The sequence below is a fragment of the Mycoplasmopsis adleri genome (genome assembly GCF_045276205.1).
Lineage (GTDB): Bacteria > Bacillota_I > Bacilli_A > Mycoplasmatales > Metamycoplasmataceae > Mycoplasmopsis > Mycoplasmopsis adleri.
In genome coordinates, this window is the sequence record NZ_CP174162.1 from 760594 (window position 1) to 782253 (window position 21660).

Annotated in this window: 20 protein-coding genes and 1 pseudogene; 11 read left to right on the plus strand and 10 right to left on the minus strand. The window is 26.3% G+C overall.

The features are described 5' to 3' along the window. Positions 1–313 precede the first annotated feature (313 nt). The 3 genes from ACJA22_RS03210 to ACJA22_RS03220 all read left to right on the plus strand — a co-directional run bounded on the left by ACJA22_RS03210 (position 314) and on the right by ACJA22_RS03220 (position 1801). Positions 314–814 (plus strand): hypothetical protein, encoded by a 501-nt coding sequence (locus ACJA22_RS03210; RefSeq protein ID WP_406616836.1) that lies wholly within the window; start codon positions 314–316, stop codon positions 812–814. 121 nt (positions 815–935) lie between these two features. Beyond that, positions 936–1499 carry an elongation factor P gene (efp, locus tag ACJA22_RS03215; protein WP_406616837.1) on the plus strand — a complete coding sequence of 188 codons (564 nt, stop codon included), beginning with the start codon at positions 936–938 and terminating at the stop codon, positions 1497–1499. Then, complete coding sequence (locus ACJA22_RS03220; protein ID WP_406616838.1) at positions 1499–1801, plus strand: MMB_0454 family protein; 303 nt, start codon at positions 1499–1501, stop codon at positions 1799–1801. The genes efp and ACJA22_RS03220 overlap by 1 nt, the downstream gene beginning before the upstream one ends. Before the next feature lie 156 nt (positions 1802–1957). Here ACJA22_RS03220 and ACJA22_RS03225 read toward each other — a convergent pair whose 3' ends face one another. From ACJA22_RS03225 to ACJA22_RS03245, 5 genes are all read right to left on the minus strand, one after another. Further along, positions 1958–2203 (minus strand): hypothetical protein, encoded by a 246-nt coding sequence (locus ACJA22_RS03225; protein ID WP_406616839.1) that lies wholly within the window; start codon positions 2201–2203, stop codon positions 1958–1960. A gap of 18 nt (positions 2204–2221) precedes the next feature. Further along, positions 2222–3730 (minus strand): magnesium transporter, encoded by a 1509-nt coding sequence (gene mgtE, locus ACJA22_RS03230; RefSeq protein WP_406616840.1) that lies wholly within the window; start codon positions 3728–3730, stop codon positions 2222–2224. Between the two features lies 1 nt (position 3731). Then, positions 3732–4304, minus strand: a complete 573-nt coding sequence (locus ACJA22_RS03235) for a diadenylate cyclase (RefSeq protein WP_406616841.1) — start codon at positions 4302–4304, stop codon at positions 3732–3734. Positions 4305–4315: 11 nt separating this feature from the next. Next, entirely contained in the window at positions 4316–4612 is a 297-nt protein-coding gene (locus ACJA22_RS03240) for a hypothetical protein (protein WP_406616842.1), read from the minus strand. Positions 4613–4813: 201 nt separating this feature from the next. After that, positions 4814–5560, minus strand: coding sequence for a PQ-loop repeat-containing protein (locus tag ACJA22_RS03245; RefSeq protein WP_406616843.1), 747 nt, complete (start codon positions 5558–5560; stop codon positions 4814–4816). 326 nt (positions 5561–5886) lie between these two features. Between ACJA22_RS03245 and asnS the strand changes: the two genes are divergently transcribed. Genes asnS through ACJA22_RS03275 form a run of 6 tightly spaced genes read left to right on the plus strand, consistent with a single transcriptional unit; the run spans position 5887 to position 13758 of the window. After that, positions 5887–7245 carry an asparagine--tRNA ligase gene (gene asnS / locus ACJA22_RS03250; protein ID WP_406616844.1) on the plus strand — a complete coding sequence of 453 codons (1359 nt, stop codon included), beginning with the start codon at positions 5887–5889 and terminating at the stop codon, positions 7243–7245. A gap of 11 nt (positions 7246–7256) precedes the next feature. Then, positions 7257–8261 carry a glycosyltransferase gene (locus ACJA22_RS03255; RefSeq protein WP_406616845.1) on the plus strand — a complete coding sequence of 335 codons (1005 nt, stop codon included), beginning with the start codon at positions 7257–7259 and terminating at the stop codon, positions 8259–8261. Position 8262: 1 nt separating this feature from the next. After that, entirely contained in the window at positions 8263–8934 is a 672-nt protein-coding gene (locus ACJA22_RS03260) for a hypothetical protein (RefSeq protein ID WP_406616846.1), read from the plus strand. Positions 8935–8976: 42 nt separating this feature from the next. Next, the gene (locus ACJA22_RS03265; protein ID WP_406617571.1) at positions 8977–11160 is read left to right on the plus strand and encodes an ATP-dependent helicase; all 2184 of its coding nucleotides are present in this window, start codon (positions 8977–8979) and stop codon (positions 11158–11160) included. A 17-nt stretch (positions 11161–11177) separates the two neighbouring features. Next, positions 11178–12818 carry an MHO_4530 family protein gene (locus ACJA22_RS03270; protein ID WP_406616847.1) on the plus strand — a complete coding sequence of 547 codons (1641 nt, stop codon included), beginning with the start codon at positions 11178–11180 and terminating at the stop codon, positions 12816–12818. Between the two features lie 58 nt (positions 12819–12876). After that, positions 12877–13758 (plus strand): DegV family protein, encoded by an 882-nt coding sequence (locus ACJA22_RS03275; RefSeq protein ID WP_406616848.1) that lies wholly within the window; start codon positions 12877–12879, stop codon positions 13756–13758. A gap of 379 nt (positions 13759–14137) precedes the next feature. On the opposite strand, the gene ACJA22_RS03280 is transcribed toward ACJA22_RS03275, so the two are convergent. Next, the gene (locus tag ACJA22_RS03280) at positions 14138–14542 is read right to left on the minus strand and encodes a hypothetical protein (RefSeq protein WP_406616849.1); all 405 of its coding nucleotides are present in this window, start codon (positions 14540–14542) and stop codon (positions 14138–14140) included. Between the two features lie 97 nt (positions 14543–14639). Between ACJA22_RS03280 and ACJA22_RS03285 the strand changes: the two genes are divergently transcribed. Continuing rightward, entirely contained in the window at positions 14640–15131 is a 492-nt protein-coding gene (locus ACJA22_RS03285) for a hypothetical protein (protein WP_406616850.1), read from the plus strand. Positions 15132–15302: 171 nt separating this feature from the next. Here ACJA22_RS03285 and ACJA22_RS03290 read toward each other — a convergent pair whose 3' ends face one another. The 4 genes and pseudogenes from ACJA22_RS03290 to ACJA22_RS03305 form a co-directional block, all read right to left on the minus strand. Beyond that, entirely contained in the window at positions 15303–16829 is a 1527-nt protein-coding gene (locus tag ACJA22_RS03290) for a hypothetical protein (RefSeq protein ID WP_406616851.1), read from the minus strand. Between the two features lie 475 nt (positions 16830–17304). Further along, positions 17305–17484: pseudogene (locus ACJA22_RS03295) on the minus strand (IS30 family transposase); the annotation flags it as partial. A gap of 200 nt (positions 17485–17684) precedes the next feature. Next, positions 17685–18860, minus strand: a complete 1176-nt coding sequence (locus tag ACJA22_RS03300) for an IS30 family transposase (RefSeq protein ID WP_406616729.1) — start codon at positions 18858–18860, stop codon at positions 17685–17687. Positions 18861–18945: 85 nt separating this feature from the next. Then, on the minus strand, positions 18946–19980 hold the full coding sequence (locus ACJA22_RS03305; protein WP_406616852.1) for an IS30 family transposase: 1035 nt from the start codon (positions 19978–19980) through the stop codon (positions 18946–18948). A gap of 205 nt (positions 19981–20185) precedes the next feature. Between ACJA22_RS03305 and ACJA22_RS03310 the strand changes: the two genes are divergently transcribed. Next, complete coding sequence (locus ACJA22_RS03310; RefSeq protein WP_406616853.1) at positions 20186–21298, plus strand: MAG3090 family protein; 1113 nt, start codon at positions 20186–20188, stop codon at positions 21296–21298. The last annotated feature ends 362 nt before the right edge of the window (positions 21299–21660 follow it).

Below are 21660 nucleotides of genomic sequence, written 5' to 3' on the forward strand. Positions count from 1 at the left end.
GTTTTGTTTTTAAATTAATGCTTATTTTTAGTATTACAAAAAGCCACTTTATATTACCTATTATTAATCTATTTTTTAAAGATTTTATAACATATTATAAAACCCGCTTTTTAATGAATATTAATAGAACTTCAAACTAAACAAAAAACAAGATTTTAATTATTTACATTTTATTAACATAACAAATTTTTACAAAAAATTCATTTTTGCGATAAAAAACAACTAAAAACTAACTTTTTATATTTTATTCACAAAACTCAAAGTAGAAACTTTATATTAAAAATCGCATAATGAAACTTTATAAAATAGAATTATGAAAACAAATAAAAAAGATTTAATAAAGGTTGAATTACCTATTTTAAAACCGCTTCCATTAACATTAGAATTTGTTAAAAAAATAAAAGGAGATAACAAATTAGAAACAAATGTGATAATGTTAATTGCCGAAGACGGTGACGACTTATTTTTTGTAAATTGTTTACAAAAAGAAGACACAGAACAAACATTAATTAATAGTTTAGAAATTGATGTTGATCAAGGTATTTTAGATGATGGTTCATTTAAAAAGATTGAGTTATGTGACACTATTAATTTAGATGTTATTTATAAAATGGATAGAAACGAGTTAATTACAAAGATTGATTGGCTAAAAGATTATTCAAGCGATGAATTACCTTATTTAGCTATTAAAGATCAGTTAATTATTGTAGATAAAATTTCAGATTTATTAGCTGATGATAATACTAAACCAAAGTTAGTTTTAATTCGTAAGAAAACTCGCTTACAATCACCGACCAGTTCTGCAGAAGAGTAGCAAACGCTACTTTTTTATATTTATTATAAAAAAGCAAGGGGTTATCGCCCTTTCTTATTTTTAAAAATGCCTTTTTTGATATAATAAAACATATATTTTAGAATAAATAAGGAGCATAAATATGATTAATGTTAATACATTCAAACCTGGTATTACTTTCGAAGACGATGGCGAAATTTATGTAGTTATTGAAGCTCAACACTCAAAACAAGGTAGAGGTCAAGCTAACGTTAAAGCTAAAGTTAAAAACTTAAGAACAGGTAGTACAACAATTAAATCATACACCGGTGGTGTTATGGTTAACAAAGCACACATTGACAAACGTCCAATGTCATACTTATATTCAGATGGTGAAAACATTGTTTTAATGGATAATGATACATTTGAACAAGTTGAAATTCCTCTTTCACACGTTGAATGAGAAATGAACTTCTTAAAAGAAGGTATGATCGTTAAAATTAGAAAATATAAAGATGAAATTCTTGATATTGAATTAGACGACAATGTTACATTAGAAGTTACTGAAGCACCTGATGCTGTTAAAGGTAACACTGCTAACAACCCTCAAAAGAAGGTTAAAGTTGAAACAGGTTATGAATTAGAAACCCCTATGTTTATAAACGAAGGTGATCAAATCATTATTTCAACTGAAACTGGTAAATATGTAGGAAGAGCTAATAAATAATGAATTTATTAACTACAACTTGTGGAATTAATGAAACTTTTTCAGTAACTGAAGATGCTTTATTAGATTTAATTCACAACGCTATTGCGGATACTAAAAATATTAAATTGGCATCTGAACCTAGAATTTCATTTTTAGATGACCACTCAAATGTTTCATTTGTAATTGATGTAAAAGTAAAACGTAATAGTTCATTGAAAGAGACAATTGAATCATTGAGAACTGAAATAACCAGTCAGTTTGAAACATTATTAGATTTCAAACCTAAGAGTTTAAGAATTTGTTTTATAAGTTATTATTAATAATTTGAAGCACTATTTCAGTGCTTTTTATTTTGCTTTAATGTAGTTGAATAGCCCTTAATATTAAGAGGTTAAGTATCTTAAATTAAGGCAAAAATTGCGATAAAAAACTTTGCCTGATTAAAGTTCATTGGCAAAGTTATATGATTTTAATTATTATAATAAAGCACCATTAGCATGATTTATATGATGATAACAAGCTTTACGATTTTTTACATATTTGGCTATAAAACAGCTATATATTACAATTAATGTGATAGTGATTAAACCAACTACAATCATTCAAAAGAGAATTTCAATTTGGCTTTGAGTTAAGCTTGAATTTAGTGATTTCACGCTAATCATTAATTGGCAAGCAGGACATGAACAAGGCGCAGAATTAATTTGAATTATATTATCCATTTAGCCTCCTTATAATTGTTATACTACAGCGTAAAGAATACCATAAGCTATTCCAAAAATAATTGATGATGTAGCAAAGTCTAATAATGTATTAAGCATAATTGCTGAAATTGAGGTAGGATCTTTTTTGTTAGTAGCAAAAGCGATAGGAATTAATGCTCCGAATAAAGTTGAGATAATAATTGAGATAAATAAAGCTAATGAAGTAGCAATTATTAATGCTCAGTATTTTAATTTTTCATCGCCAATTAAATCTTTAGTTATAGCGAAGTAAGCACTTAAACGTCCAAAGTTTAATACGAATAAAACAAGTGCTACAAATAAACCGACTAAGAATTCTTTTAAGATAACTTTCTTATATTCTTTTCTTTCAATTTCATCTAAAGCAAGAGCTCTTGAAACACTTATATTAGATTGCAAGGTTGTGTTATTTGTTGCTCCAATAATTATTGGGATAATAGCGGCAAAAGCAATAGTTAATAAGTTAGTTGCTCCAAGTGCTGCGTTTTTGTTAATCAAAGTGCTTGTTTTGAATAAACATCATTGAATGATGATTTGAGTTACTGTTGAAAGAAGCAATAGAATTGAAAGTCATAAAATTCTTGATTGAAGTAATTTATATCATGGTGTTTTCATATATTCGCTATCAGCAGCTTTTTTATTAATACCAGCCATTTTATAAATATCTTCAGTAGCTTCATCTTGAATAACATCAATTACATCATCACTAGTTATCATACCAATCAATCTTTTTTCATGGTTAACAACTGGTAAAACTGACATATCATGTTCGCTAAATACTTTAGCAGCATTTTCTTTTTTCTCATTAGTTTCGACGTAAGCAACTGGGCTATAGATGTTATCGATTAATTCATTAGGATCAGCAAAAGCTATTTCTTCTAATGTTAAAGAACCTAATAATTTATTTACATTATCAGTAACATAGTAATAATGCACTAGTTCTTTTTTATTTTTATCATAGTCTCTTCTAATTTTATTAAGAGCTTGTTCACAAGTATAAGTATTAGGAATATTTGAAATATCAATACTCATAATACTTCCAACTTCATCGTCATTGTAACTTAATAGTTTATTAAGTTCGCTTCTTTTATCAGCAGGTGTATAAGCTAAAATCTTGCTTGTAACATTAGCAGGAAGTTCATCAAGCACGTCAACTAATTCATCACTTTGAAGTTGTTGAAGTAATTTCATACCTCAATCTTCAGTAAAACTTTGTGCTAGTTCAACTTGAATATCTTCATCTAAAAAACTAAAGATTTCAGCAGCTTCATCAGTTTTAATTAAACGCAAGAATGTTAATTGTTCTTCTGAAGTTAAATCAGGGAATAATGATGCTATATCAGCATTAGGAATTTCATCAACAAATTCTCTTGCTTTAGCAACATTTAACTCTTTTGTAATTTCTTTTAAACGTAAAACGTTTTTATCATGTTGTTCTTCCTCGTGCATTTCCTCAGAAATTTCGGGTTGAGTATTTTCCAAATTGTTTTGTTGTTCTTCGTTCATTTTAGTCCTTTAAGTATTTAACAAGTTGTTCTTGGAATTGTTCAATTTTTACATTGTAGAATGAACCATTCTTAACAAACTTGATGTTTCCTGTTTCTTCTGAAACGACTATAGTTGTAGCATCACATAATTCGCTAATTCCCATTGCAGCTCTATGACGAGCCCCATATTGGTTATCTATAGATTTTTTAGTAATTTTGTAAAAAGTTGATGCATAGTAGATTTTATTATCTCTAATAATTACTGCCCCATCATGTAATGGCGAATATTTATTAAAAATTGAGATTAATAAACTTGAAGAAATATTAGCATTAAGAATAATTCCGTCAGTTCTTAAGTTATCAATATTATCATTGTTTTCAATTGTGATTAAAGCACCAATTTTATTTTTAGATAAATATTCAACTGCTTCACGAAGTTGGTTGATCAATCTAATTTGTGTACTTTTACCTAGTTTTTTAAAACGGCTCTTTTTCACTTTCATTCTAAATAATGAAACTAAAAAAGGAATAATTGAAATAATTAATGATAGAGAAGAAATAACTAAAACTGTAATAATTAAAATTCTATCCATGTTTTATCTCCTTATAATTTACTAATCATAACTGCTACAAGTGTGCAAGTTACAATTACTAAAATACTTACTACTACAGCTAGAATTTTAATTGTTAAAGCCGCTTTATATTCAGCTGGACTCATATTTTTTCTAGCAATTTTGCATAAAGGATCATCACACTTTTTATTAATTGGTTTGTCTTCTTCTCTAATTGATTCTGGGTGAGCTAATTCATAAAGATTTTCTTCATGTAATTTAATTAATAATTGTCTTCTTTTTTCGATTCTTTCAGCACATGCTTCAGGATCTCTATCATATGATGCCATATAACTCCTATCTAGATATAAACATATCTTGCTATTTAATTCATATTTAATATTATATATTAATTTTAATTTTTATTTATATATGAAGTTAGCTCAAAAAGCGCGGTTTGGGACTTCAAAAATATAATGCTTTTTGCTTTATTAGTCTGTTTTATAGTTTAAAAAGAAAAACCAGAGAATAACTCTGGCTCTTTTTCAAAATTACTCTGCTGAAACTTGAGCAGCAACTTGTGATTGTTTTTTGAAAACATAATACAAGATAATTTGAGTTGTATAAATCAAAATTGCAATACTTTGGAATACAACAACAATTCAGAACATTGGTGCTACTATTGGTAATAATGTACATAAATAAATGAATAAAGTCATGTTTAAAACTAATCCGCTGTATAACATTGTGATGCTTAAACCTTCAGCGCTTTTTGCTTTTATTGTTTTAACAATTTGGATAGAAAATGGTAATGCTGTACAACAAGTTGCTAAGATTGTTAAAATAGTCATAACAACATTAGAAGGACTTTGATTTAATCTAAATTTAGGACTTGCGTATGCCATAATTGCTCAAATTAAAATGAATGTTGTAAGTGTTCAAAGCATTACACCAATACCAATTTTGAAACCTTTTGATTTATTTTTATCAAAAATAAAGAATGATGTAATAGTGAATGACATTAATATTGTAAATATTACATTACCTAAAATATTAATAATAGGATCAGTATCTTGTGTCTTATCAATATTAAATTCATATGTTCCAACTCCAGCTTTAATTACCATAATTAATGAAAATAAGAAACCGCCGAAGAAGTAAATTAAAAATGTAGCATATGAAATATTTCCAACTTGTTTAGTCTTATAAATTGAAATTAATTGTGGAATACATAAAGCTATCATGATAGCTGATGAAATAACACCAAAAGTTAAATTAACTATTGCTAGTGTAGACATTTTATCTCCTTAAATATAATTTAGCGAAAAAATGAGCCTAAGCTCAAATCGCACAATACAAATATTATTTTACAATAATTTTATTAAATTAAAAAATATTACATTAAGCAAAAATTTTAAAACCGTTTTTGATTTATTCCATTGTTTAATAGTGGTTTTAGGAAAACAGAAAATTATAAAATTTTGGTAAACGACGTAAAAAACATTATTGTTTTTGCAAGAAATTTTGTGAATGATAATTAAATATTAAGCTACTTTATGTTAAAATTTATATATGAATTAATATTCTAAATATTAATCATAATATTAATTAAAATGGAGACGTTATGGTAGATTATTCAATAAAAGATATATTTGAGAACGAAAAACAGTTTGCTGATAAATTCGTAGATATAAGAGGCTGGGTAGTTTCAAACAGAGGAAACAAAAAGATTCGTTTTATTTCAATCAATGATGGTTCAACTGTTGAAAGTTTACAAGTTACAATTAAGGATGAAAAATTTGATTTTGATTTATTGGATCAAATTCATTTAGGTGCTGCTGTAAGAGTTAAAGGAAATATTGTTTTAACTCCTAAAGCACAACAACCTTTAGAATTATTAGCTAGCAAATTTGAACTTTTAGCTAATGCTGAAAATGATTATCCAATTCAAAAACAAGAAATTAACTTAGAAACTTTAAGAGAAATTCCACATGTTAGACATAGAACAAATATTTTAAGATCAGTTATGTTAATTCGTTCAGCACTAGCACAAGAAATTCACTCATATTTTGAAAAGCATGGCTTTTTATATTTTAACGCACCAATTATTACAAGCAATGATGGTGAAGGAGCCGGTGAATTATTTTATGTAAACGATGAAAATAAAGAAGCACCATTTTTTGGAAACAAAAATGCAACTTTAGGTGTTACTGGACAATTACATGCTGAAAGTTATGCTTTAGGCTTTAAAAAAGTTTATACATTTGCACCAACATTTAGAGCAGAACACTCAAACACCAAAAAACATGCTGCTGAATTTTGAATGGTAGAACCTGAAATGGCATTCTACGATTTAGATGATGCTATTAGACTTGCTGACGATTTATTAAAAACGATTATAAAAAACACAATGAAAAAATGTCCAAACGAATTTAAATATTTAAATGAAAATGTTGATCAAACCTTAATTAAAAGACTTGAAGACTTTATCAAAACTAAATTAACAGTTATGGATTATAGAGATGCTTTAGTTGAATTGAACAAAGTTAAAGACATTTTTGACAACAAAAATATCGAATTTGGCTTAGACTTTGGAACTGAACATGAAAGATACTTAGCCGAACAAGTTGTTAAAGGACCAGTAGCTATTACCAACTTCCCTAAATCATTCAAAGCATTTTACATGCATCAAAATAATGATGGTCAAACTGTTGCTGCATTTGATTTATTAGTTCCAGGTATTGGTGAATTAATTGGCGGTAGCCAAAGAGAAGTAAGATATGACAAATTATTGCAAAGAGCTCTTGAAATTGGAATTAGTCAAGAAGAGTTGCAATGATATTTAGACTTGCGTCGTTTTGGTGATGCTGGCTCAGCTGGTTTTGGAATTGGTTTTGAAAGATTAGTAATGTATGTTACTTGTGTAGATAACATTAGAGATGTTATCCCTTATCCTAGAACAAGTGGAAATATTAAAATGTAAAAGGAGAATTTATGCAATTATCAATTATTGTTCCAAACATTGTAAATAATAAAAATCTAACTGCTACACTTGATACATTTAAAAATCAAGATAACCAAGATTTTGAATTAATTTTAGTACTAACTAACACCAATAAAACGATGTATAGTACTATAGAAAAGTATTTAAAGTTTTTTGGTACCAGATTAAAATTCATAACAAATAGCACTCGTAAAAGTATTCAAAATGATATTATTAGTGCTTTCCACTTAGTTAAAGGTCAATATACATACGTCTTCTTTTCAGATAATGCAGACAAGCATTATTATGTTTCAAGATTATTACAAGCTGCTCAAAAATATGATGTGGATGTCGTTGAATTTAGACCAAGATTAGTAAATTCAATTCGTTGAAAACCAGATCCTAGATTAACTTGCGATATGATTTACAAACAAGATAAAAACCCTGAATATATAGCATATGCTTATCCATTTATTTTCAATAAAATTTTCAAATCTACCTTAGTACATCAATTTGTTAAATACAAACAAAAAGAATTAAATGATACAAAATTTGCCGTACAACTTACTTACATGCTTTTAATCAAATCACAATCATATGTTTACATTAACGAAAGAATTGTAAGAGAAAATATTTCATCAAATATTTGATTAACTCCAAGCAACTTCATAGGTCAATTTGCTGACACTATTAGCTTTTTGAAATCTAATAATATTAAATTAACCGAAGAAATTAATTATGCTTCATTTTACTTTTTACAAATCTTTTTAGGTGGTTTATTAAAAACTTGAAGAAAAAGATTTAGCTTACAAATTTTTGCTGACCAAGCAAACTACAATGAAATGCGTTCAAAGAAATACACAGAAGATTTATATAAATATTTAAAACAACAACACGAAGAAAATCACTTATTCTTTGATACCAACATTTACATGATTAAAAATAACAATGAGGTGAGCTTAATTAAAAATTTACCTGAAATTAATAAATGAAATGATATTTTAGGTGAACTTTAAAATGACTCATAAAAATGTAAGTTTTTGAATTCGTATTTTATATCGAACCTTAGATTTAATTACTTTTGCTGCATTAATCTTTTTAACATTCTTTTTATTAATCCAAAAACCAATGAATGTTAAACATCAAATTAAGCCGTTAAATTATTATTTATTCTGAACCTTTACAATAATTTATGCTTTTGTTTTATACATTTTAATTCCGTTTTGTTTTAATGGTAGAACTTTATGAATGATTATTTTTAGAACCCAAGTTTTATTCAATGAAAATCCTGAAGTCATAAACAATAAAGCAATTTTTAAAATGTATTTAGCTAGAAGTGTTTATAACTTTTGAGTTTGAATAGTTATTGCTTTAATATATCTTGCATTAATTTATCCGCCAGATTTTAAAAGTTTTATTGAGTTCTCACTTAAAGCAAAAGATCCTAAATCTCAAAATTTTAAATTCTCAATTGTTTATTATTCAGTCTCAACTTTAATTGGAGTTATTGGAGCTTTTTATGTAATAGATTATGCATTCATTATCTTAAATAAAAAGCATTTAGGTTTAATCGATATGGGTACAAATTCAAGAGTAGTTTACTGAAAACACTATAAAAAAGACGTAAACGAACAAATTGTTTTAATTCCATTTAAAACAGAAAACCAAAAAGTAAATTTCATTAATTAAAATTCATCTTTGAGTTAGAAAGGACAAAATATGTTACAAGAAATGATTAACAACAAAGAAAATATGATTCTTGACGATCTTAATGAAGAACAAAAAGAAGCATTACTTTATTTTGATGGTCCACTGAGGATTATCGCCGGAGCTGGTAGTGGTAAAACTAGAGTTTTAACTCGTAAAATTGCTTACTTAATTAATATTATTGGTATTAGTCCAAAACAAATTTTAGCTGTAACTTTCACAAATAAAGCAGCTAACGAAATGGCTGAACGGGTAAAGCAATACACCAACACAAAATTTACAAAAGAAAATCCTGAAATTTCTACCTTCCACTCGCTCTGTGCAAAAATTTTAAGAGAAGAAGCATTCCATATTAATTTAAAAAATGATTTTCAAATCATTGATGACATCGATAAGAAAAATATTTTAAAATCGATTTATAAAAAATTAAATATTGAACCTTCCGATGCTAATTTCAAAAATATTATTCGTATCATTTCTTGAGCAAAAAACAAGAACTATACGTCAGATGAAATCAAACATCACCTCCAATCAGAATGAGGTGCTGCTTTTGCTGATGATGGTGAAAAAATTGCACATATTTTTAATGTTTATAATGAAACTCTTGCTGAAATGAGGAGTTTAGACTTCGATGATTTAATTATTAAAGTTAATGAACTTTTCAAAAAGAATAAAGATGTTGCTGATAAATGAGCTTCTAGATATTCTTACATTTTAGTTGATGAATTCCAAGATACATCTACTATTCAATATGAAATTATTAAAGCTTTAGCTTCTAAAAATGAACAATTAACAATCGTTGGTGACCCTGACCAAACTATTTATCGTTGAAGAGGTGCTAATGTTAATTTAATTTTGGAATTTGATCATGATTTCAAAAACACTAAAACAATTATTTTGAATAAAAACTATCGTTCAACCCAAAATATTTTAAATGCTGCTAACAACTTAATTAAATACAACAAGAACAGATTTAACAAAAACCTTGTAACAGATAAGGAAGTTGGACCTGAAATTGAATTCATTCATGCTTTTAGCCCAGAAGCTGAAGTTAGATGAGTTGTACAAAAAATTAATGAACTTAAAAAACAAAAAATTCAACTTAAAAATATAGCTATTTTCTATCGTTCAAATAGTTACTCAAGAAACTTTGAAGAACAATTAATGAATGAAAACATTAACTATAAAATTTTTGGTGGCGAAAAATTCTATCAACGTAAAGAAATTAAAGATGCTTTAGCTTCCTTAAGAGTTATTTATGATGCTAATGATTTACCATTTATAAGAATCATTAATATTCCACCTAAAAAAATAGGTGAAGCAACATTAAACAAAATTATTGATTTTGCTAAATCAAAAAATCTTTCTATTTATGAAGCTTTAATGAAATACATTAAAATCGTACCTATTCCAGATGAAGCAAAAAGAAATTTAGTTGTCTTTTTAAATACCGTAAACAAGTATAAAAAAGCCTTAAACAACAATTCATTAAGTGTTGTTTTAGACAAATTCTTAGAAGAAATTGGTTATTATGAATACATTAAAGAAGATGTTGCTCTTAAAGGAACTGGTGAAGAAAACATTAAAGCTTTAATTGATGGTATTAAATCATGAGAAGAAGCAAATAAAGGTAAAACTATCAAAGATTACTTTGAATATGTCTCATTATTATCAACTAATGACTCAGCTGATGAATCGTTAAGCTATGTTTCTTTAATGACAGTTCATGCCGCTAAAGGATTAGAATTTGATAATGTCTTTTTAGTTGGAATGAGTGAAGACATTTTCCCACATTATCGTTCAAACAATGATCCTGAATCTATTGAAGAAGAAAGACGCTTAGCATATGTTGCAATTACACGTGCTAAAAATAGATTATTTGTTAGTGATTCTCGTGGTAAATTGTTTAATTCAAACAAAGATAAAACACCAAGCCGTTTCCTTAAAGAAATGGGTATCGATGTTAATGATTATATTGTAGAAAAAGATATTAGTGCTTCTTATGGTGAAGAAATCACTGATGATAAAAAACTTAAAGAATGAAATAAAAAGATGATTCCAGGTGATGTAATTAGTCATACTTTCTTTGGTGAAGGAACCATCTTAGAAGTTAAAGGTGATACTATTATTGTTCAATTTGGAAAGAATAATATTAAGGCTTTAGCTAAAAATCACCAATCGATTAGATTGCTTAAAAGAAATGAATAATTATTAGGAGTCTTAAAATGTCTATAACATATGGTTTAACAATTGTTATGTTAGTTCTTCTGGTTGCGGCATACATCTTAATTTACTTATTTATGTATCAATCAGTTAAAATGGTAAATAGTTTTAACACCAATGGACTTATTATTTTTAAAATAGATCCAAGTAGAAAATCAGTTATGAGAATTAGCAGCCAGTCATTAAGCGGATCATTAAATTTTGATGATCCTGTTTATGGTATGGAATTAAACTCAATTGTTAACTTAGATGACTTCATTAAATACTTCGATGATAAGAAGCAAAAAATAGTACATAACTATTTGCTTTCGAAAGACTTTACACAAAGTTTAAATGTTTATACAAAATTAACTTCGAATAACTTTTTACAAAGCGAACTATATTTAAATTTCAAAAAACTCAGAATTGATATTAAAAATAAAGAATTTTTAGTTAAATTTTATCCTTCGCAAAAAGAAAGAAAATACTATTGTACAATCCATTGAAACACTAGTCCAAGAAGTCAATATACTTCTAACTTTTCAAAAATTAAAGAAAGTAGCGATTTATTAAAGCTTCCTTATAATTATTATTTATCTTATGCTTTTACAATCGATGATTATTTCTATAATAAAAATTTAAATAGTAATGAAACAAACCAAATTATTAAAGCATTTAAACTAAGTAAATATCAAGGCTCAATTTATTATAAACATGGTATTTTACAATTAATTGTAGGAACTAATTTTTATGGTCATTATCTTAAATTATTAAAAAGAGCAATTAAAACAGTTGAATACCAAAATAAATACAGACATGCTAATCCATTTTTTAATAATGTTGCATTAATTTCATTTACAAAACTAGAAAAAGAAAAAGATATTGAATTATTAAACAATAAAGCTAAGTTTTTACTTTACAACTTAGAAAATAATAATACATCTAAAAATTACAATTTTTGATTTTATAATGACAACAAGTTTTCTGCCGAATTTAATGATTTTATAGATAAATTAACATATTTTGAATCAAAAAATTTAGCCCAAGATTTTATTAAAGAAACATATTATGTTAAAAAATATAGTAATGATGCTAATACAAATATTAAAGTTTTAAAATGTCGTGTTTCAGGTTTTTCGAATGAAGAAATGAACTTTTTCAAAAATATAGGTTGATTTAAATTAAATTACACTAGCATTTGAAACCAATACTTATTGCAAAATGAAAAAAGTACTGATCGTGTTTTAATTCCAACTAATGAAGCCGATTTTAAACATTTAGTAAATTATACTCGTCCTAATACAACACTAGTTTTAGTTCCTAGTCAAACTGATTACAACTATAACTTTATAACTAATGGTTTAAATACTCTTTGAAGACCTAAAATTAATGAAGGTATTTCAATTGGTTTATATATTGATGATTTAAATGAAAGAATTTTTAACTTAATTCAACTTGAAGGTATTTCAACATATATTATTTCAAAAAGCATTTGCAAATATATAGTAGAAAATAATGAAATATTCTTGAAACTACAAGTTTTAATTCAAAAAATTCATAAAGATGAAAATACTTTAGTTATTTTTGAAAACCTTCCAAAAAATATTGAAGATATTATTGTGAAAAAATTAAATATCAAGTATTATTACAATATTAATAATTAAAAATTTCAATTAAATGTTGATTATTTATTGTTAAATAAATATTCGTAGAAAAGATATTATGAAAAAAATAGGATTTATTTTAGATTCATTTGCTTGTGAATCAAAAGAATTCATGGACAAGCATAACATCGGTTTCTTACCTTTAAGAAGTGAAATTGACGGCGTTGTCTATGAAGATGGTGTTAATATTAATCAAAAAGAATTATTAGAAAAAATTAAAAATAGTAAATCATCATGTAAGTCATCTATGCCTAATCCAGGTTTAATGGAAGAAGTATTTCAAGAAATGTCTGCTAAATATGATGATGTTTTATATTTGCCTATCTCAAGTGCTTTATCATCAACCTTTAGCATTGCAAATAATTTAGCGAAAGAATACTCAAATGTTCATGTTTTTGATAACACGTGAGGATCACAACAATTAATTACTGTAGTTGAATTTGCCAAAAAGTTTTACGAAGAACACGATGGCGACATGAAAGCTTTATTTGAAGAGTTAAAAAAGATAGAACAAAAAAGCTTGTTATTTGTACTTCCTCAAGATGTTATACATATTGTCGAAGGTGGGAGAGTTAGTTCGTTCAAAAAATTCGTTTTAAAAACTATTAGGTTATTAAAACTTAAACCATATGTAAGATTTGCAAACCGCGAGGCACATACAGGTGGATTAGCTAAAAGTTTAAAAAGAGCACTCGAACACATTTATTCTAAATTAATTGGTCATCTTTGAATTGGTGATCCAGAAGCTCAAAGCGATGAATATTTAGTTGATGTTACATGAGGAATAGATGAAGAATTCAATAAGCTAATTGATTCTATCGCCACTGATAAAAAAATTAAAATTAATAGTCATAAATTATTATGTTCAGCAGTAGCTGCCCACACAGGCTATGATGCTACAGCAATAAGCATTATGCCTAACTTAAAAAAATGAAAATAAATTTCACTTTATAGTTTCAATGCTTTAAATTAAGTGACATACTATATGTCATTTTTTTATTTCTGCTTTAATAATTAAGATATCAACACATTAAAAATTTATTTGAATTTTCTATAATGTTAGATATTTAATAGTTATTAGTTATATAACTAAAATTAGCATTAAAGAGCAAATATAACAAATATCAATTGTGGCAAAAACACGAACGATTTTTAGAATATTTTAATATTATCAAAATGCCCTTATACACTTATAAAACAGTCAAATATGAAAAATCATATTATATTTAAGGATATATTCAACATTCAATGATCAGCCCGAAATAAACAATAAAAATATAGCCGTAAAGCTATATTCTTAAATAATATTTTTCTCTTTTTTATCTAGTTTTGAAAAGGTACATTAAAGCAACAATTAATAATGGAACTGAGAATATAGCACCTATACACATAACTGATGCTGTAAATGCTTTATAGTCAACACTAGCACCAGCCATCATACAAATAGCATAAATTATAGTTAGTAACATACCTACTAAATAAAGAACAAATGTAATAATTAATGCAAGTCTATATGATTTGTTGCCGGCAAGATTATTAGAAGCGTTCATTACGAATGATGTGATTAATAATGCCATTAAAACAATTGCTGAACCTGAGAAAATTTCACCTGGTGTAATGTTGCTTTGACCTAAAGCAACACCAAAACCAACTAAAAATAAAATAAATATAATTGAGGTAGCAATAGTAACTTCGATTATAAAGCTTTTAAATTGTTTATTCATTTTTCCTCCATATTTTTTATATAAAAACGTATAATAATATTATATAATATTATTTACAAAAAACATTAATATATAACTATTTGTAGAAAGAAGTTTTATGACTAAAAAAAGAAAATTATTTTGAAATTTTTCAGTTATTTCTAGTGTTTTCGGTTTAAGTGTAATTAGTGCTGGTTGTAATCATAATCACAATCATGATGATGACAACGATGACCATAACGACTCAGATCATTCTCATCAAGCAGTTGATAAAAAGAACATTGGAAATTTAATTTTTTATAAAGATTCTCTTGAAAATACAGCAAAAAATATTACTGTCCAAGAATTTAATAAGAAATATAATGAAGAAATAAAAAATAATGAAAAACTTACTCTTCAAGAACAATCTAAAAATATTATTGCTTTTCTTAAAAAGTATTTTAGAATTGAAGGCGAAGTAAACACCAATGAATTTCTTTATATTTTTGAACGAGATATAGGACATTCACATTCAAGTAACGATTATCATATCGTATTTACTCTTAAAAACGTTAAAACGGATACAACAGTAAAGCAAAACTTTGTTTTTGAAGGTTTCAAAAAGGACTAATTGTGATGCGAGAATAAACTTTATGTTTATTTGTGAACTGAACTTCAAAAATAACGATTTTTTTAAAACAAATTAATTATTGGAAAAACATTAAAATTCTTCTTTTTTAAAAGAAAAAAACTATAATCATCTTGGGTAGATTATAGTTTTAAAATTTTAAAATCTTTGCGTTTAAATGACGTCGAGATTTTTTGATTCTATTTCTAAAAGTCATTTATGGAAAAACTCTAGAATTTCATCGTTTTGAACAACAATATTCTTTAATGTTTCATCATCTGGATCAAACTTAATTAAAGGTTCTTTAAGCTTAAAAACTAAGTCATCAAGCATTCTATAAAAAGAATAGCCTCTTTTAGATCATTGATATATTTCTTTCGAATATGACTGACTAGAATCAAATTTAAAGTGAATACAAAATTGCTGAAAATCATTTAGCTCCTTGTCTTTTAAAATTTCAGTTTTGTATTCTTTTTGGTTTATTGAGAAACATAAACTTCCATCACTTTTAATAATAAATGCAGCATCGTCATCAGGCGAAATAAATTGCCTTTTGTTTTCTTCATTAACAGCGACATAAAACTTATTTTGAAATTGTACAGTTGATGCGTATATCTTTCTTTTTATTGTTAAGTAGACACTACATTGACTTTCATCCATTTTAGAAAATATATTTTTCTTGTGCTCATAATCTTTTTTATTTCTTTTATTATAAGCTTGAATGATTTCTTCTTTATTGTGAATAAAATCTTCAAATGTTTTTATTTTCTTTAAATGTAAATATGGAGGTAAGAATTGTTGTAGAGAATTATTTGCTCTTTCAACATGAGGTTTAAAAATGGCAATACTAGAGCTTTGGAGTTCTATACCTTTTGAATTTAAATACTGTTTTAAAGGCGTATCCGAATAATCAGTACCTCAAAAAGTTCTTCTTTTATCAGTTCTAATTATTTTTGGTTTACCATAATTTCTAAATAAATCTTCCAATAATTTCATATAGCCTAGATTAGTCTCTTCTTGTTCAATATGTACTGCTAAAACTCTTGAAGTTGATGAATCTACAGCTACATAAATATTAGATTTTTCGCCATTCATTCAACGATGTTCACAAGCATCAAGTTCAACTATTTCACCAAAATCAAGGTTATTATCTCTACATTTTCTTGCTTTAAACATTGTCGTTTCCATAGTTTCATTATATTTAATTAATCTTTTTATTGCTATTACATCTCCATTATTTTCTTTAAGTTTTCTTAAATTTTCTCTTGCTTTTTTCTTTGTTTTCTTGGTCATATTTTTTGAATAAAAACCCTTAGCAACCAGATTCTTTATGAATGATTTATAAGTCATATTGTTCTTGTCAAAATCTTTTAAGCAATAATCATAAAAAAATATTAATGAAACAGAACAATCGCATTTTCGGTCATATACATCATCAATAAAAGTGAGATATTCATTAATCAACTCATCAATCCTATTAGTGCTAATTTTTCTATGGTGTTGATTACCTTTATTTTTATGAGAAATAATTAAGCAATTGTTTAACACTTTATCTCTAAGTTTCTTTGCTGTATGCCAATTAATTTGCAAATATTTACTAATTCAAGTGATGGATTTATTCATATTTTTTGCTATAAATTCTAATCTGTACTCATTTCTAAGTTCATAATTAGAACAATTTATTTTTTCAATTTTTTTCATAGCATAAATAAAGATACCAAAAAGTTAAAAATTCGTTATTTTTGAAGTTATTATAAGTATCGTATTTTTGAAGTTCACTTCACAGGACTAATTGTGATGCGAGAATAAACTTTATGTTTATTCCTTTTTATTGTTTTAATAGTTATAAAAGTCAAAAAAAGAAAATGCAAAAATTAAACTAGATATAATAACGTTTTTGCTTAACAATACCGTTTTTCATCAAAAAGTACTAATTTTATTAAAAAATATTGAAAAATCCTCAATATTATTATAAATTCCAATTTTAAAAGTCCTAATTTTGCGTAAAATCAAAAATGTTACAAAAATTATAAATTATTACCAAGAAAAGCTTTAAAATCCTAAAAAAATTTAAACGAAAATACCAAGTTTTGTAAAAAACTTGAGTTTTTGCTTACTTTTTTCCAAAAAAGTAAGTGCCTTTTTGTCAAACTTTTTAACACATAAAAAGTTTGGATTAGAAGCGAATGCTTCTCTTGTAATTATTTATAAAATCCATAACAGGAGTCAAATCTTGACCGTAGTAAGGGTCTATAGACTTGCCTTTTTTAAAATACCGTCTTAATAACCTGTGGCAGTTTTCGATAGAGCCTTTTTCTCCCGAACAATATGGGTGACATTTATATATTTTATAAATTCCAATTTTAAAAGTCCTAATTTTGCGTAAAATCAAAAATGTTACAAAAATTATAAATTATTACCAAGAAAAGCTTTAAAATCCTAAAAAAATTTAAACGAAAATACCAAGTTTTGTAAAAAACTTGAGTTTTTTGCTTACTTTTTTCCAAAAAAGTAAGTGCCTTTTTGTCAAACTTTTTAGTACATAAAAAGTTTGGATTAGAAGCGAATGCTTCTCTTGTAATTATTTATAAAATCCATAACAGGAGTCAAATCTTGACCGTAGTAAGGGTCTATAGACTTGCCTTTTTTAAAATACCGTCTTAATAACCTGTGGCAGTTTTCGATAGAGCCTTTTTCTCCCGAACAATATGGGTGACATTTATATATTTGCTTAATACCTGGCACTTCATCTAGTTTCGCATTTTCACTACCATTATCTATGGTTAGCGAATCTATTGTCAAGTTATATTTTTGCATTAGGTATATCAGCCCATCTCTAACACCAGTGCTAGTCCGCCGTACCATATGAAAATAGAAGCGTCTAGTCTTTCTATTAATTAGCGTTACGAAACAACATTGATCAGTTTTTGAACCAATAACAGTATCTAATTCATAATCATTATCTCTAAGTCTTTCATTGATTTCTGTGCTGCGTTGATCAATGCTAACTCCAATCTTTTTAAGCTTTCGACTGTCTCTTTTTGGGGGTCGTTTTTGTTTAATTCCTTTGGTGGATAAATTGACCAAAATGCCTATTTCAAGGTCTTTAAAGACTCTTTGTGATATCAAATTATATACCATAGATTTTGAAGGTTTATAGCTGTTTGGATACTTTTCTTCAAATCTTCTTAATATTTCGTTAGCGCTTAGCTTAGGCGTTCTTTTTGCTAAATCTTTATTATTTCTATTTTGGGTATAATCATCAAAAAGCTCTGTTCAAAAATTTCTAAAATCTTGATATTGTTCTATTTTCTTTTTTGAATATGCTATTCTTTTACTTTTATCAAAATTAGCAACATTTATCATAAATTCATCAAGATTTAAATAACGAACTTTTTTAATTTTAGCATCACAACAATCACAGGTTTTTCTATCGCCTTTGCCTAAATATATTCCTTTTGAATATTTAAATAAAAACCTTTTAATCGCTTTAGTCGATATTTCAATATTTTGAGATATTTCTTTTAAAGATTGAAAATTTAGTAATCCATATATTATCTGAAACACTTCTGCAAAACCGATATGGTTTTTGTGTGTCGAGTAGTTTTTCGAGCGGCTTAAAATTTCAGAGTAATTCTTATCAACAGCGAAATGAATTTGTGAAGTTTGAATTTTGTTATGCACATTTTTACTTCTAACCAAAGTACAGAAAATTTTTTTATCGTTTTTCATATATAATTATGTTGTCCTTTCTTTTTATCATTTTTATTTTACCAAAAGGACAGAAAAATCCCGACATTTTCAAATGTTGGGACTTTTATTTCTGGAATGAATAACATTTATATATTTGCTTAATACCTGGCACTTCATCTAGTTTCGCATTTTCACTACCATTATCTATGGTTAGCGAATCTATTGTCAAGTTATATTTTTGCATTAGGTATATCAGCCCATCTCTAACACCAGTGCTAGTCCGCCGTACCATATGAAAATAGAAGCGTCTAGTCTTTCTATTAATTAGCGTTACGAAACAACATTGATCAGTTTTTGAACCAATAACAGTATCTAATTCATAATCATTATCTCTAAGTCTTTCATTGATTTCTGTGCTGCGTTGATCAATGCTAACTCCAATCTTTTTAAGCTTTCGACTGTCTCTTTTTGGGGGTCGTTTTTGTTTAATTCCTTTGGTGGATAAATTGACCAAAATGCCTATTTCAAGGTCTTTAAAGACTCTTTGTGATATCAAATTATATACCATAGATTTTGAAGGTTTATAGCTGTTTGGATACTTTTCTTCAAATCTTCTTAATATTTCGTTAGCGCTTAGCTTAGGCGTTCTTTTTGCTAAATCTTTATTATTTCTATTTTGGGTATAATCATCAAAAAGCTCTGTTCAAAAATTTCTAAAATCTTGATATTGTTCTATTTTCTTTTTTGAATATGCTATTCTTTTACTTTTATCAAAATTAGCAACATTTATCATAAATTCATCAAGATTTAAATAACGAACTTTTTTAATTTTAGCATCACAACAATCACAGGTTTTTCTATCGCCTTTGCCTAAATATATTCCTTTTGAATATTTAAATAAAAACCTTTTAATCGCTTTAGTCGATATTTCAATATTTTGAGATATTTCTTTTAAAGATTGAAAATTTAGTAATCCATATATTATCTGAAACACTTCTGCAAAACCGATATGGTTTTTGTGTGTCGAGTAGTTTTTCGAGCGGCTTAAAATTTCAGAGTAATTCTTATCAACAGCGAAATGAATTTGTGAAGTTTGAATTTTGTTATGCACATTTTTACTTCTAACCAAAGTACAGAAAATTTTTTTATCGTTTTTCATATATAATTATGTTGTCCTTTCTTTTTATCATTTTTATTTTACCAAAAGGACAGAAAAATCCCGACATTTTCAAATGTTGGGACTTTTATTTCTGGAATGAATAATCCTCAATATTATTAATAACCTAAGTATAAATACTAATATTTAATATATAATAAAAATAATAAGCATATTTTTGATTTAACTATTTTAAAGGAGTTTTGGCATGAAAAAAGTTGGAATATTTTATGATGAGAATTCTACATATCCTTGAGTTTTAAAACATCCAAAAATGGAAACTATTATAGGCAAGTTCAAAAGTCCAGTAGATGCATTTAACTGATTTTTATCATTTAACATTGAAGCTTTAATTTTACTTTCAAATAAAGACAAAGTTCAAACAGGACAAATAGCATATGTTAAAGATGAAGAACATACTAAACAATGATATTGTTATGCATCAGCAACAGGTTTTGATTATGATGTTACATATTTATCAATTTGTAAAGAATTTAATATTGATCCAATTGAAAAAGTTAAAAAAGAATCTCTTAAAGAATTAAAAGATTTAGCTAAAGATTTAATATTCGAATATGATAATGATCCTAAAAAATACTTTGTTCCTAAATATAATATTATTAAGAAAATAAACTTTGATGATTATCTTAACAATGAAGCAAAAACAAGAATTTTAGAACTTGAATTGCGTAAAATGATGACTAACGATACAATTGTTAAAACTCAGATTAATACTGCTAATAATGAAGCTTATAAAGTTACAACTAAGACAAAAATCACTATTAATGGCTCAAAAGAAGCTGAAGACTATTTAAAAGAAGAAAACAAAAAGATAAAATCTGATGATAAAATTCAAAAGGCTAAAATAGAGCCTCAAGTTGAAACAAAAAAACCAGAAGTCGAAATCAACAAAGAAAATGCTACTAGCCAAATCAATTCACAAAATAATGTTTTAGTCAACACTCAACCAATTCCTGAACCTAAGAAAGAAGATGAAATTATTAATGACATTGACTATCATCAAACTGATTTAAAAACCACTGTTAATGATGAACACAAAGATACAACTAAACCTATTGAAATAGATTTTGTTGATGAAGAAAACAATGAATTGGATAATATCTATAATTTTTATAATAATGAGAGTTTAAATGAACAAAATAACCCAAATAAAAAGCATAAAAAGAAAAAAGCTAAACTTTCTGGTATTGCTATTTTTGCTGTAATATTATTTACACTTATAATTATTGGTTCAATTTTCATGCTTACATGATGACTTCTTGAATTGTATGATGTTATTGATATAGTTACATGAATGTAGTAAACAAAAATGAAGAATTTCCCTATAAAACAGTCAATTAGGGAATTTTTTTATTAATTTCTTTTTTTAAAATAACAAAATATTTCATCTGAAAATAATGCGAAAATGAAGTCATAAAATAACAAATTAATTTTGAATTAGACAAAGCTTTTTGATGATTGTAAAGTAAAACATTTGTTAAATTAGAACTTTTAAAATAGTGAATTATATAAATGAGAATTGATGATATATTAAAATATAAGCAAACAAAACTAAATAAAAAAGTAAAATATAAACAAGGAAAAAAAATGAATTCAACTATTAATAGCTCTGGATCTACTGTTCTTAATGTACCTTTAATTATTATTTCAGTGGTTTTCCCA